A 12,209-nucleotide genomic window follows, 5' to 3' on the forward strand; every position below is an offset into this window, starting at 1 on the left:
CGCCTTGAGTCCCTTGCCTCGACCCGACCCTTGCCTCGACCCGACGAGGCCTTCAGCCATTTGTAGATCGTCGTGCGGCTGAAGCCGTAGGCGGCAATCACCGCAGAAGGCTTCTCTCCATCGCGAACTCGCTCCACCGCCATCAGGCGAATCTCTTCAAGCGTTTTGTGATCCAGCGTGCGGCCATCTCGTTTCATGCGCTATTGAATCATCAATTCGATTGTCGTGGTGATCTTTTGTAGCCTAAATTATCGACTGCTGAGTAACGAGCCACCGTTTCACTGTCGAGCGCGCGTGCTCGAGTCGCTGGGGCTCTTGACGAATCAACTTCACCGCGAGCTTGTGCATTGCCAAGCTCCGAGCGTCGATTTCCTGGTGCTGCATGGCCGTAGTTTCATCCCAATTCGCGAAGCTCGCGAATGTAGTCGGCCGTGGAGATCTCGCCGCTCGCGCGCTGCGCCTTGAGCTCGGCGCGCACCTGCTCCCTGCGGTGGCCCTCGAAGAGGTCTGCGTTCGAGAGGAGGGCGTCGCGGGCAAAGAGCCATTCAGGCGAGCCCTCGGCGGCCCGCTGAGCCGGCATCGCCTCGCCCAAGGCGTCCAAGTCCTTCTGCAGGCGCAGCTCCGCGGGGTCTTCTTGGTCGAGGAGTTCGATGATGGCCTCGCGGACCTGAAGCGCGACCTCGGGCGCCAGGCGCACGGCGTCGCGAAGCTTGGCCACGACCGAGCTTTCCGCGGCACTGATCACCGGCGCACGAACGGGTGTGGTGAAGGCCGGCCTGCGAAAGCCAGTCGGCGGCGCGCCGGCGGCGCCTGGCTGAGCCGCGCGGGCATCGCCGCCGTTCAGAACCTGCTGGAACATCTTCCAGTACTCCTTGGCCAGGGTCTGGTCGGCGCTCATGAGCTTGAGGATCTGCTGGAAGCGCTGTTGAAAGCGGGCGCGCTGCTCGGGCGTCTTCGCGCCGCCGCATTCCTCGAGCAGCTGGTCGCGCAGGAAGAACGAGAGCGACTTGGCCGATTTCTCCACCAGCTCGTCGAAGGCCTCTCGACCGTGCGTGCGCACGAACTCGTCGGGATCCTGGCCGTCGGGGAGCGTCAGGATGCGGATGTCGTGGTTCGCTCGCACCAGAGGCAGCACGGTCTCGGCCGCCTTGCGTGCAGCCTTCTGGCCGGCGGCGTCGCCGTCGAACACGAAGATCACGCAGTCGGTGAAGCGARGCAGCGTCTGCAGCTGACTCTCGGTCATGGCCGTGCCCATGGAGGCAACGGCGTTCTCCACGCCGTACTGCGCGAGCATCACGACGTCCATGTAGCCCTCGACCACGTGGGCGCGCTTCGCCTTGCGGATCGCCTCGCGAGCCTCGAACAGGCCGTACAGGACGTGGCTCTTGTGGAAGATCGGCGTCTCGGCGCTGTTCAGGTACTTGGCGGCGGAGCTTTCCTCGACGAGCCTGCGTCCGCCGAAGGCAACGATCTTCCCTGCCGTGTCCCGCACCGGGAAGATGAGGCGCGCGCGGAACGTGTCGTAGTAGGACGTGGGCCCGGAGGGCGATGCCGGCGCTGCGGCAACCGGCTTGGCGCCGGGAAATCCAAAGGCCTTGCGCGCTGGTGTAGCGGACGGTGTCRGTGCCGAGGCGGTCGAAGCATCGGCATCACGTTGCTCTCGGGGGCGGATCAGATCCACCGCGGCGAGCGTCTTGGCTGCGTCCTGGTCGCCCGGGGCAAACGTCTCGCGCGGCCAGGCCAAGTCCCTGAGGGTGTCCCAGCCTTTCGGCGCGAGGCCGATGCGGAAACGGTCGATGCTGGTCTGGTGAATGCCGCGCTTCGCATGGACGTAGCGAGCGCTGTCGGCCTGGAAGCCGGCGGCGTCCGGCCGAGCGCGGATCAGCTCAAGCGCGCCAGCGAGTTCCCCGGAATACCGGTTCGCCGCAATGTCCATGGCCAGGTTGCATGGCCTTCTTCACATCGGGCGCTGGGCGGCTGACCACCGGTGCGTGCGGGTCCGGCGCAGGAATCGCGACACCTGCCGCCTGGGCCATGTCCTCGATGGTTTCGCGGAAGGACATGCCCTCCATCTCCATCAGGAACTGGACGGCGTCGCCGTGGGCGCCGCAGCCGAAGCAGTGGTAGCTCTGGCGCGTGGGCGTGACGGTGAAGGAAGGCGAGCGCTCAGTGTGGAAAGGACACAGGCCCCTGAAGAGCGCACCGCCGGCGCGCTTCAGCTCCACGTGCCGGCCGACGACCTCGACGATGTCGACCCGCTGCTTGATCTGATCTATGACCAATCCGTCGATGCTGCGGCTGCCGCCACCTCCGGCATGGGCGCCTGCCTGTGGGCGCTCGCTCAGCATCTCAGCACGCCACCTGCGCGTAGACCGCCTGGTGATGGACGATGTCCGATGGCGCCAGCACGCGGCCGGCAAAAAGCTTTCCGTCGAACGTCCAGCGCGCTCCGTCCCGGTTTTCGATGAAATCGTGAATCGGCCGATCGAAAAGGGTGCCGATGCGCGTGCCGGCGCGGCGCGAGCGCAACTTGTCGAACACGGTCGCAGCGGAGCGCAGCCGCTCGTTCATGTTAGCCGCCAAGGCGCTCTCCTACGGGCTGATCGTCCGTGACCGCCTCGGCTTCCTGCTCGAGTTCCGGGGCGTGGATGGCGATGCCGGCGGCGCGCGCGGCGGCGATGATGGGCTCGATGCCGGCCAGTGCGATCTCGTGCAGCGCCTTGTTCTTCTCGAAGGCCGTCTCACCTTCTGGCGCGAGCGAGTCTTCGACCGGGTCGAACTCGCCCTCGAAGGTGAAGTCCAGCGTGTTCACGCCGATCGCGACGGCTTCCTTCAGGTCCGTCAGTATCGTGTGCTGGCGAATGAGCACGCGGGCGCTGTCCGAGTCGCCGTCGGCGTAGGGGAGGGAGCCGTCCTGACGTGGCGCGAAGCTCTCGTCGATTGTGGCCATACGCGCCGCGATGAGCTGGCGCAGGGGGGCGAGGGATTCAAGGGACGTGTGCATGTGAGCGATTTCTCTTCTTGCGCACCAGTCTACTGACGGCGACCCCAATCGCGATAGGTCAGCCGCGCGAACGAAACCCTTCGGGGTCGTCTTCGTTGCCTTGTGGCATCCTCCGGGAAATGCCGCTGACGGCCACAACCGGACGGTCGGCGCGTAACCCAACTCCAGGACATCTCGACCGCCACGCTGCCGTCCTGCAATGCGCGCTCGACGGCCTCGTCGACCAGTTCGTCGCGCGGGCCGAAGTGGCGGTAGAAGCCGCCGTGCGTGAGGCCGGCGCAGCGCATGAGGTCGGCCACGCTTATGCCGCGGCAACTTCTGAGGGGCAGTCCGCATGTCCGCCGTTCCTACGCCGCTATGAGTAATTTCCCGCTGAATCCGCGGCGCGGATCGCCCGACACTGGCGCCTGGACCGCAGCCAGGAGATCCCATGGCATCGTTCACAAGATTGCTCCCTGCCCTTGAATCGACGGCACACGCTGGAGAGTAGAAACGTGCTCAAGGTCTATGGATTCTCACGCGTCAACTCGGTCGCCCGCGGCCACACCCGGGACCTGCGGGTTCTGTGGGCACTCGAAGAAATGCAGATGCCGTTCGAGCTCGTCGGCATGGACCATCCGGCGCATGAACTCAAGACAGATGCCTACCGCAGGCTGAGTCCCTTCGAGCAGATTCCGGCGATCGATGACGACGGGATCGTGCTGTCCGAATCGGCGGCGATTCTGATCTACCTTGCGAAGAAGGCGAATAAGTTGATCCCAAGCGATCCCGCGGGCGAGGCGCAGGTTGTCCGCTGGTGCCTGGCAGCAATGAACTCCGTCGAACTGCCGCTGATGAGCATCCTCTTCATCGACTGGACTGCCGACGGTGACGCAGGCGCGGCCAAGCCCAGGCAGTTCATGGTGGACTGGGCGAAACACTTGTTTACCGGACTGGAGCGCTGGCTGGAGGGCCGTGAGTTCGTGGCCACCGACACTTTCACGGTGGCCGACATCCTCATGTCGCATGTGCTCACCGAGGTCAGGGACGAACGGTTGCTGGAGCCCTATGGAAACGTCCGGAACTATCGCGACCGTTGCTTGTCTCGGGCCGCTTGGCGTCGAACGATGGAGAGGTATCTGGCTCGGGTGGAAGAGGGCTGATACTGGCAGCATGGCTACCAGTTACACGAAGTCGATCCCGCGCGCGTCCACGAATTCGCGGACGGCGACCGGCCTAAAGCGACGTAGGCGTAACGCACAAGCGAAGCTCCAATGGCGCGATATTGGAGATTGCGCAGGTTCGACGGCGCGCTGCGCGATGGTCGCATGGCGCCGAGCACGGTTTAAGCGGTAATTTGCCTCACGGCGGATTTCTAGCGGCTAACAATCGGCGACGTTCCGCATCGTTCGGACCATCTCGCGAAGTCATCCTGACTGTCGGTGTCAACGAACATGGTGGTCTTGCAGATCTTGCCTTCGTAGGTGCGTGCGTATCCCGGCGGCTCCGCTTACCGAACCCAGCCGGCTTGGATGGATCGGGTGATCTCATCCACGAAGACGCGCGTCTTCGTAGGCACTAGCCGACCCGGCGGCATGATCGCGTACACACCGCCTTCCTCTGAACCTTGCCAGTCGGGAAGGATCTCGACGAGTTCTCCGGCGCGCATGGCAGGCCCCGCCAGCCAGTCGGGCGTCAGAATGATGCCAGTGCCTGCGATCGCCGCCAGCAGCAGCGCTTCCGAGCTGTCGGCAACAAGCGGGCCCGTCGGGCGCACGGTCTTGCGCTGACCGTCTTTCTTTAGTGTCCAGTCCGGCCAAGACGGATTGCTGGTGAATCCGAGGCACGCGTGCTTCGCCAGTTCATCCGGCGTCGCAGGCTGCCCGTGCGCGGCGACGTAGGCCGGCGCCGCGACGAGCAGGTTCCGAAATGATGCGATCTTGCGCGCGGTAAGAGAACTGTCGCGCAAGGACCCGACGCGGATCGCGACATCGATTCCTTCGGCGACCACGTCGACGTAACGATCGATGAAGCGCGCATCGACGCGAATGCGTGGATGCTGCGCAATGAACGCCGGCAGCAGCGGCGCGACCCATCGCCGCCCGAAGGTCACAGGCAGAGACATGCGCAACAGTCCCTGCGGACTCGCCGCGAAGTTGCTGGCCTCCAGGCTTGCGCTGTCCAGGTCATCAAGCAAGCCCCGGACGCGGCGGTAGTAGAGCGCACCGACCTCGGTCATGGCAACGCGACGCGTCGTGCGCGACAGGAGGCGCACGCCCAGACGTTGCTCGAGCTGGCCGACACGCCGCGAGATGACCGTGGCATCTCGCCCGATCTTCCTGGCGGCGTCGGTGAAGCTGCTGGCCTCCGCGACGGCCACGAAGCTCGCCAATTCCTCAAGGCTGACCCGGTCCCGCAATTCCTGCATTTTTTGCATGATAGTTGTGTGCCAACTTCCGATTATCTATTGATCGTGCATGTTTAAACTGACAGCACCAAGCAATTGAGAAGGCAATGCATGAAGACATTCCTCAGCATCGGCACAGGTCCCGGCATGGGCCTCGCGACCGCAGAGCGGTTTGCCCGCGAAGGCTTCCGGGCCGTCCTGAGCGCGCGACGTGCCGACAACACGGGGGCATTGGCCGAGCGCCTGAAGGCGAAGGGCTACGAGGCCGAGGCCAAGACGGTGGATGCGAGCGAACTCGCGAGTGTCGCGGCACTGGTGGCGGACGTGGAAGCGCAGTACGGCGCGGTCGACGTGCTCCACTACAACGCGGCGAACATCCGTCGGGCGACGCTCGCCGCACAGCCGCTCGACACCTTCGTCGGCGATCTCGCGGTCAACATCGGTGGCGCGCTTGCGGCGGCGCAGGCCGTTGTTCCGAAGATGGCTGCGCGCGGCGCGGGGACCATCTTGCTGACCGGCGGAGGCTTCGGGCTTCATCCGAGTCCGGACTTCCTGTCGCTGAGTCTTGGCAAGGCCGGCATCCGGGCGCTGACACTCGGCCTCTTCGAGCAGTGCAAGGCGCAGGGCATTCACATCGCCACCGTGACCGTCGCCGCCCTCGTGACGCCGGACACCAGGGAGGCGGAGGCCGTGGGCGAGCGGTTCTGGCAACTCCACAGCCAGCCGAATGACGCCTGGACGGCGGAAGTGAAGTACTCCAACTGATCTCGCAAAGGACATCGCCATGCAAGTGGGATCACCTCATTCTTCGCTCGGCCTTGACTCGGCCGCCGCCGCGGCGTCGCTGCTCGACAACGCGGAAGGCAGTTACAGGATCCTGCCCGGCGGTGTCGCATACTGCACCGGCATCGTGCCCTATCAGGGCTTCGAGGTGGTGCGCGTGCAGCTGCAGACTTGGCTGCCGCTCGACCAGGCTTATCCGTTCATCGAGTCCTACCTGAAGAGCGTGGGACGTCCGGTGCAGGCGTTCTGCGGCAYCGAGATGCGCGTGCCGACGCCGCTGACGCGCAAGGACTGGTCGGACTTCAACACCCCGTACCTGGAGCAACTGCGCGGCTGGAGATTGATGCACGGCGAACTCAGCGGGGTGTGCCGCTCGAACATCGCGCTGGCGACGCATGCGCCGAAGGCCGCATCCATGTGCGCCTTCAGCTACACCGCGCCCGGATCGTCGGAGGAGGGTGGCTTCTGCTTGTCCGGCACGGCGGACATCGCTCCGGATGGCCAGGTCATCGCCAAAGGCGATACGAGCCCGGCGGCCATGCGCCAGCGTGCCCGCTACACCATCGACGTGACCGCTGCCAGTCTGGCGCAGCTGGGGCTGTCATGGAGCGATGTGCACCAGGTTGCCATCTTCCATGCGCATGAAATTCCCGGACTCTGGGAGCCGGCCCTTCTCGGTGGATTGGGCGAGGCGCTGCGCCAGGGCGTGGTGGTGTATCGGGCGCGCCCGCCCATCGCCGGCGGCGAAGTGGAACTCGAGGCGCGCGGGGCGAGGCGCGACCTGATCGTGACCGGCCTCTAGCGGCCAGCACCGATACGGCGAGCCGCCCATACATCCGGCTTCCCAAGCTGGCGCCCAAGGACAACGTTCCCTCTCTCTATTTCCCACAGGAGTCATCACATGAGCAATCCCACCTTTGTCCAGGAATACAACGCTATCGTCGAGGTGCTGAACAAGTACAACGACGGCGGGGCCATGGCCGACAGCGCATCATGAAGCCGGCGTTCGACGCGCAGGCGACCATCTTCGGCGTCGATGGTGACAACAAACTGGCCGGCGGCCCGATCCAGGGCCTCTTCGACACCATCGACAGCTCGTTTCGCCCCTCGCCCGAAGCCAAGGCCTCCATTATTCGCATCGATATCGTGGGCACTGCTGCCAGTGCACGCGTCGATACCGACAACATTTCCGGCTTCCGCTTCACGGACTTCTTCAACCTCCTGAAGGTCGATGGCAAATGGATCATCGTCAGCAAGATCTATCACACGCACGACGCGTGAGCGGAACGTCAACCGGCATGTCTCCGGTTGGTGAGGCCGTCCAGCGGCGGGCGCGTGATTGATCGCAGACGCGCATCTTTGAAGTCATGCTGCAACTGCTCCTCATCGGCGCGACTGGGCTGGTCGGGCGCCATGTCATGGAACTGGCGCTGGCCGATCCAAGGATCGGCGCGGTGGTAGTGCCCTCCCGTCGTGCTTTGCCGGAGCACCCCAAGCTGCAGTCTCCGCGCGTGGATTTCGACCACTTGCCCGAAGATGCCGCCTGGTGGCGGGTGGACGCGGTCATCTGCGCGCTGGGCACCACCATGCGAGCCGCCGGTTCCCGTGAAGCCTTTCGCCGCGTGGATCATGGCTACCCATTGGCCGTGGCCCGTCGGCATGGTGCGTGCATCTACGTGCTGAATTCGGCCATCGGCGCGGACGTGTCCTCGCGCTTCTTCTACAACCGAGTCAAGGGTGAGCTGGAACAGGAGCTCGCTGGCGAAGGCTTCAAGTCGCTGACGTTCGTGCGGCCGGGGGCAATCGGCGGGCAACGGAACGAGTTCCGCTTGGGCGAGCGCTTGCTGGTGCTTGGCCTGACGCTGGCCGGTCCCATACTACCGCACCGCTGGCGCGTGAACCCGGCACCGCAAATTGCCCAGGCCTTGATCGAGGCTGCGGTCAATCCAGAGCCTGGCGCCCACGTCGTGACCTCGGACCGGCTGGTTTGCGGGCGCCCATTGGTTTAACTGAATGGCGACTCAACATTCCAAGTTTCCGGTCTCACGACGCGCGCGCCGGGCACGACTTCCAAGGAGCCTTTATGAACAGACACATTGCGCCGGTCCCATTGGAGAAAGCGTACCGCCTGCTCAATCATGGCCCCACGATCCTGGTGTCTTCACACCACGATGGCGTGGACAACGTGATGGCTGCAGCCTGGGCCTGCGCCCTGGACTACACACCGCCGAAGCTGACCGTCGTCCTGGACAAAATTGCCAAGACCCGCGAGCTCGTCGAGAAGAGCGGAACCTTTGTCATTCAGGTTCCCACCGCGGCACAACTGCAGCTCACGTACCAGACGGGACATCGCAGCCTGTTCAAAGAGCCAGACAAACTGGAACGCAGTGGTGTGGATCTGTTCAAGATCGACGGCTACGACCTTCCATTCGTTGCCGGATGCTCAGCTTGGCTTGCCTGCAAGCTCATTCCCGAGCCCCACAACCAGCAGACCTACGACTTGTTCATCGGCGAAATCACCGGCGCATGGTCGGACACGCGTGCCTTCGAGGGCGGGCACTGGAACTTCGAAAATGCCGACCCGGCGTGGCACAGCTTGCACTACATCGCAGGTGGGCATTTCTATGCGATCGGCGAGGCACTGGATGCCAACGCGGGCAAGTCGAACTGACGAAGCGCGCTGGACTCGAAGATTGACAGGCGCCGGAGCGGCGCACCCCGTGGGCTTTCAGGGAGCATAAGCACCAAGAAAATCAATATATTATTGATGTCAGCATTACTGGAGCTTATGAATGATCCGCGAGCTGAAAACCTTTGTCGCCGTGGCCCGAGAGGGCACCTTCGCCGCTGCAGGCCAGAAAATCGGGCTGACACAGGCGGCCGTGAGTGCACAGATGCAGCGGCTGGAACAAGAGTTTGGCTTTGCCCTGTTCGATCGCACCGGGCGATCGGCGCACCTGAACACGATGGGCCACCAGACTCTCGCTCGGGCGCAGGAACTGATCCTCCTCTACAACAACTTGGGCTCACGGCGCGTGGGCCAGCGTGCGAGCGAGTCCGTCAACATCGGCGCGATCGCGTCAGTGCAACGCCTGCTGTTGCCTGACGCACTGGCGCTGTTCCACAAGCAGTCGCCAGGCTGCCATACGCGCGTTGTTCCAGGCCTGTCGATGGAGATGCTGAATCTGGTCGATGCGGGAAAGATCGACATGGCAGCCATCATCCGCCCCCCGTTCTCGCTGCCGAGTGACCTTCGCTGGACCACGCTCGCGCGCGAGCCGTTCCGATTGCTGGTGCCGCGGCGTGTCGAAGGTAGCGATTGGGCCGAGCTACTTTCCGCTCAGCCCTTCGTCCGCTATGACCGGGCCTCTTTCGGCGGAAGGCAGGTGGATCGCTTCTTGCGCGCCACGCACATTGCCGTTCAGGAAGTCTGCGAGCTCGACGAACTGGATGCAATCGTCAGGCTGGTGGCCAACGGCCTCGGCGTTGCGCTGGTTCCCCAGACTTACAACCAACGACGCTGGCCTGCGGCGGTGCGCGCCGTCGATCTTGGGGAGCACACCTTCTATCGCGAGATCGGGATCGTCCATCGATCCGAGCGCAGTCTGAGCGAGGCCGCGCGCTTGCTGGCGCACCTGGTGCGTAACGCCTACGCAGTCATCGGGAAGAGAGCCGAGGCGGAAGTCGACCCCTGAGCGCGCCTTCGCATGCATCCGAGGTGACCGCGGACGCGAGTCATGCGTCTCTATCCGATGCTGGCCCAGGTACTCACGCTGCGGCATGCGCGCGTATCGTCGCCAAATCAATGCACAAATAAAAGTGTAGCTCAGTAAAAAAACATATCGCTTTCGGTTATGCCGACAGGTGCGTAGAGTTCTCTCGTCCTGAACTCCTACTGCGATGACCACCATGACTGCTCCCACCGTGCGGATCCCGTTTCACCTGGCCTTTCCTGTTCGCGACATTGCCGAGGCGCGTGCCTTCTACGGCGACCTGCTGGGTTGTCCAGAGGGGCGAAGCGCGCCCGAATGGGTCGATTTCGATTTCTATGGTCACCAGATCGTGGCGCATCTGGCGCCGGACGAATGCGGTCATCGGCAGCACAGCGCCGTCGACGGCCACGACGTGCCGGTACGCCACTTTGGCGCGATCCTGCCGATGGACCAATGGCGAGCCATGGCTGACAAGCTCGTGGCCCGTCAGACCAAGTTCGTCATCGAGCCCTACATCCGATTCAAGGGTGAGCCGGGCGAACAAGCCACGATGTTCTTTCTCGATCCGTCAGGCAATGCCATCGAGATGAAGTCGTTTGCGGACCTGGACTCGTTGTTCGCCGTCTGAAAGCTCGGTCATGAAGAAACAATACCTTTGCGTTGCTGCCATCGCCGGCGCACTCCTGACGTTCTTCGGCTCTGCTGCTGCGCAAACCGATACGCTGAAGAAGATCAAGGAGTCAGGTTCCATTGCCGTCGGCGTGCGCGACGCCTCGGGCGCGATGTCGTTCACCTTGGGCCCCGGCAAGTACACGGGCTTTCATGTCGAGATCTGCGAGCGCATTATTGCCGACATCAAGAAGGCAGTACAACTCGACAAGCTCAATGTGAACTACCAGTTGGTCACGCCGCAGAATCGCATTCCACTTGTCGTGAACGGGACCGTCGACATCGAATGCGGGACCACGACGAACAACGCGGCTCGTCAGAAAGACGTGACGTTCGCTCCCACGCTGTATGTGGAAGGCGTTCGCATTGCGGTCAAGTCGACCTCCGGAATTGAGACCCCGGCTCAGCTTTCCGGCAAGACCGTGGCCGCGACCACAGGGAGCACCTCCGTGCAAGTCCTGAGGAAGCTGAAGCGCGATAGCGGGAACGACATGAGCGAGGTCCTCGCCAAGGACAACAGCGAAGGATTCCTGCTGCTCGAGTCGGGCCGTGCAGAAGGCTTTGCCGCCGACGGCCAGATCCTGGCCACTCTTATCTCCAAGAGCAGGGAGCCGGCACAGTACAAGTTACTGGACCAGATCCTCAGCGTCGAGCCAATCGCGATCATGATTCCCAAGGGCGATCTCGCCTTCAAGAAGCTCGTCGATCAGAGCATCGTGTCGTTGGCGAAGAGCGGCGAAGTTGCTCGCATCTATGACAAATGGTTCATGCAACCCATTCCTCCCAACAACTCGAAGGTGGGACTGCCGGCAAGCGCGTTGACGAAGGCGGCATGGGCCAACCCCACCGACAAGCCGATGGAAGACTACGAGGCGCGATAGGGAGGATGGACAAGACCGCGGGGCGTCCGTGTACGGAACTTCGTCACGGGCTTCCAGTTTTCCTATGGGTGGAAGGAGGCGGCTCTTGGGCTCAGTACATTCCGCTACAACATGCACCAGCGCAACATTCACCGCGCATGCAATCAATCAAACTGGGAAACCGATGAGCGCCTCGCGTCTTTTAGTCTTGAGCGTTGCCGCGCTCCTGGCAGCCTGTGCTAGCACGACGACGGTCAGGCCCGTGACGGCGATCAAGATCGAGACCGTTCGCATTGAGCGCAACGCTGATGTGTACGTCGAGGACCTGCTGCCTCCGATTGAGGACGCCTTCAGGCGCCACGGCATTGCGACGCGCGTGTTCGATGCTTCTCCTGCCCCCTGCCCATACCGAGTGACATATGCTGCATCGCGACGTTGGGACCTGAAGGCGTTCATGTCGGACGCGCGAATCTCGCTCTATCGTGACCGCGAGCTAGTCGGCGAAGCCACTTATGCCCTTCCATCTGGCGTCTTCGGCGGCGGCGGCATCAGCCCAGACAAATGGCGAGGTGCGGCCTTCAAAATCGACCCCATCATGGACAAGATGCTGGCTGGCCTGAAGGGTCCAGGCTAACCGACCGTCAGGGCGGCTGTCGGCCAACAGCGGAAGTTCGTCACCTCCCTCCAGTTTTCCTTTAAGCGCTTCGCTCTCTGGCCAGAGTCGCCCCAAAAGCCAACATTCCACCCGTGCGCCGGCCGGCAGGCGGGCGCAGGGCAGGCCCTCCGAGGAAGGC

Annotated in this window: 16 protein-coding genes and 1 pseudogene; 10 read left to right on the forward strand and 7 right to left on the reverse strand. The window is 63.4% G+C overall.

The window, feature by feature from the left end:
• The 6 genes and pseudogenes from AC1DY5_RS22625 to AC1DY5_RS22650 form a co-directional block, all read right to left on the reverse strand.
• Positions 1–197: helix-turn-helix domain-containing protein (locus tag AC1DY5_RS22625; RefSeq protein WP_478114963.1), on the reverse strand; the 197-nt coding region annotated here is incomplete at its 3' end.
• A 197-nt stretch (positions 198–394) separates the two neighbouring features.
• Complete coding sequence (locus AC1DY5_RS22630) at positions 395–1,936, reverse strand: DNA primase (RefSeq protein ID WP_478114965.1); 1,542 nt, start codon at positions 1,934–1,936, stop codon at positions 395–397.
• 70 nt (positions 1,937–2,006) lie between these two features.
• Positions 2,007–2,291 (reverse strand): annotated as a pseudogene (locus tag AC1DY5_RS22635) (CHC2 zinc finger domain-containing protein); the annotation flags it as partial.
• Positions 2,292–2,349: 58 nt separating this feature from the next.
• Positions 2,350–2,571, reverse strand: a complete 222-nt coding sequence (locus tag AC1DY5_RS22640) for a hypothetical protein (protein WP_478114966.1) — start codon at positions 2,569–2,571, stop codon at positions 2,350–2,352.
• Between the two features lies 1 nt (position 2,572).
• Complete coding sequence (locus tag AC1DY5_RS22645; RefSeq protein ID WP_478114967.1) at positions 2,573–3,004, reverse strand: hypothetical protein; 432 nt, start codon at positions 3,002–3,004, stop codon at positions 2,573–2,575.
• Between the two features lie 29 nt (positions 3,005–3,033).
• Positions 3,034–3,303, reverse strand: coding sequence for a hypothetical protein (locus AC1DY5_RS22650; RefSeq protein WP_478114969.1), 270 nt, complete (start codon positions 3,301–3,303; stop codon positions 3,034–3,036).
• A 195-nt stretch (positions 3,304–3,498) separates the two neighbouring features.
• On the opposite strand from AC1DY5_RS22650, the gene AC1DY5_RS22655 reads away from it, so the two are divergent.
• Positions 3,499–4,146, forward strand: coding sequence for a glutathione S-transferase family protein (locus tag AC1DY5_RS22655; protein ID WP_478114971.1), 648 nt, complete (start codon positions 3,499–3,501; stop codon positions 4,144–4,146).
• Between the two features lie 347 nt (positions 4,147–4,493).
• On the opposite strand, the gene AC1DY5_RS22660 is transcribed toward AC1DY5_RS22655, so the two are convergent.
• Complete coding sequence (locus tag AC1DY5_RS22660) at positions 4,494–5,420, reverse strand: LysR family transcriptional regulator (RefSeq protein ID WP_478114973.1); 927 nt, start codon at positions 5,418–5,420, stop codon at positions 4,494–4,496.
• An 81-nt stretch (positions 5,421–5,501) separates the two neighbouring features.
• Here AC1DY5_RS22660 and AC1DY5_RS22665 point away from each other — a divergent pair, with 81 nt between their 5' ends.
• The 9 genes from AC1DY5_RS22665 to AC1DY5_RS22705 all read left to right on the forward strand — a co-directional run bounded on the left by AC1DY5_RS22665 (position 5,502) and on the right by AC1DY5_RS22705 (position 12,049).
• Positions 5,502–6,155 carry an SDR family oxidoreductase gene (locus tag AC1DY5_RS22665; protein WP_478114975.1) on the forward strand — a complete coding sequence of 218 codons (654 nt, stop codon included), beginning with the start codon at positions 5,502–5,504 and terminating at the stop codon, positions 6,153–6,155.
• A gap of 19 nt (positions 6,156–6,174) precedes the next feature.
• Positions 6,175–6,975: a 2-amino-5-chloromuconate deaminase CnbZ gene (cnbZ, locus tag AC1DY5_RS22670; protein ID WP_478114977.1), complete on the forward strand. Its 801-nt coding sequence runs from the start codon at positions 6,175–6,177 to the stop codon at positions 6,973–6,975.
• A gap of 191 nt (positions 6,976–7,166) precedes the next feature.
• Complete coding sequence (locus AC1DY5_RS22675; protein WP_478114979.1) at positions 7,167–7,454, forward strand: nuclear transport factor 2 family protein; 288 nt, start codon at positions 7,167–7,169, stop codon at positions 7,452–7,454.
• 89 nt (positions 7,455–7,543) lie between these two features.
• The gene (locus AC1DY5_RS22680) at positions 7,544–8,182 is read left to right on the forward strand and encodes an NAD(P)H-binding protein (protein ID WP_478114988.1); all 639 of its coding nucleotides are present in this window, start codon (positions 7,544–7,546) and stop codon (positions 8,180–8,182) included.
• Positions 8,183–8,256: 74 nt separating this feature from the next.
• Positions 8,257–8,844 carry a flavin reductase family protein gene (locus AC1DY5_RS22685; RefSeq protein WP_478114981.1) on the forward strand — a complete coding sequence of 196 codons (588 nt, stop codon included), beginning with the start codon at positions 8,257–8,259 and terminating at the stop codon, positions 8,842–8,844.
• 121 nt (positions 8,845–8,965) lie between these two features.
• The gene (locus tag AC1DY5_RS22690; RefSeq protein WP_478114983.1) at positions 8,966–9,868 is read left to right on the forward strand and encodes a LysR family transcriptional regulator; all 903 of its coding nucleotides are present in this window, start codon (positions 8,966–8,968) and stop codon (positions 9,866–9,868) included.
• 214 nt (positions 9,869–10,082) lie between these two features.
• Positions 10,083–10,514, forward strand: a complete 432-nt coding sequence (locus tag AC1DY5_RS22695; protein ID WP_478114985.1) for a VOC family protein — start codon at positions 10,083–10,085, stop codon at positions 10,512–10,514.
• Positions 10,515–10,524: 10 nt separating this feature from the next.
• On the forward strand, positions 10,525–11,436 hold the full coding sequence (locus tag AC1DY5_RS22700; protein WP_478114986.1) for an amino acid ABC transporter substrate-binding protein: 912 nt from the start codon (positions 10,525–10,527) through the stop codon (positions 11,434–11,436).
• Positions 11,437–11,599: 163 nt separating this feature from the next.
• Positions 11,600–12,049: an Sbal_3080 family lipoprotein gene (locus tag AC1DY5_RS22705; protein ID WP_478114987.1), complete on the forward strand. Its 450-nt coding sequence runs from the start codon at positions 11,600–11,602 to the stop codon at positions 12,047–12,049.
• The last annotated feature ends 160 nt before the right edge of the window (positions 12,050–12,209 follow it).

This window comes from Variovorax sp. P4_D9 (assembly GCF_056401695.1).

Coding starts and splice junctions, on each gene's coding strand:
- AC1DY5_RS22640 (WP_478114966.1), bottom strand. CDS start 2,571: ATGAACGAGCGGCTGCGCTCCGCTGCGACCGTGTTCGACAAGTTGCGC.
- AC1DY5_RS22645 (WP_478114967.1), bottom strand. CDS start 3,004: ATGCACACGTCCCTTGAATCCCTCGCCCCCCTGCGCCAGCTCATCGCG.
- AC1DY5_RS22660 (WP_478114973.1), bottom strand. CDS start 5,420: ATGCAAAAAATGCAGGAATTGCGGGACCGGGTCAGCCTTGAGGAATTG.
- AC1DY5_RS22665 (WP_478114975.1), top strand. CDS start 5,502: ATGAAGACATTCCTCAGCATCGGCACAGGTCCCGGCATGGGCCTCGCG.
- AC1DY5_RS22675 (WP_478114979.1), top strand. CDS start 7,167: ATGAAGCCGGCGTTCGACGCGCAGGCGACCATCTTCGGCGTCGATGGT.
- AC1DY5_RS22685 (WP_478114981.1), top strand. CDS start 8,257: ATGAACAGACACATTGCGCCGGTCCCATTGGAGAAAGCGTACCGCCTG.
- AC1DY5_RS22690 (WP_478114983.1), top strand. CDS start 8,966: ATGATCCGCGAGCTGAAAACCTTTGTCGCCGTGGCCCGAGAGGGCACC.
- AC1DY5_RS22695 (WP_478114985.1), top strand. CDS start 10,083: ATGACTGCTCCCACCGTGCGGATCCCGTTTCACCTGGCCTTTCCTGTT.
- AC1DY5_RS22700 (WP_478114986.1), top strand. CDS start 10,525: ATGAAGAAACAATACCTTTGCGTTGCTGCCATCGCCGGCGCACTCCTG.
- AC1DY5_RS22705 (WP_478114987.1), top strand. CDS start 11,600: ATGAGCGCCTCGCGTCTTTTAGTCTTGAGCGTTGCCGCGCTCCTGGCA.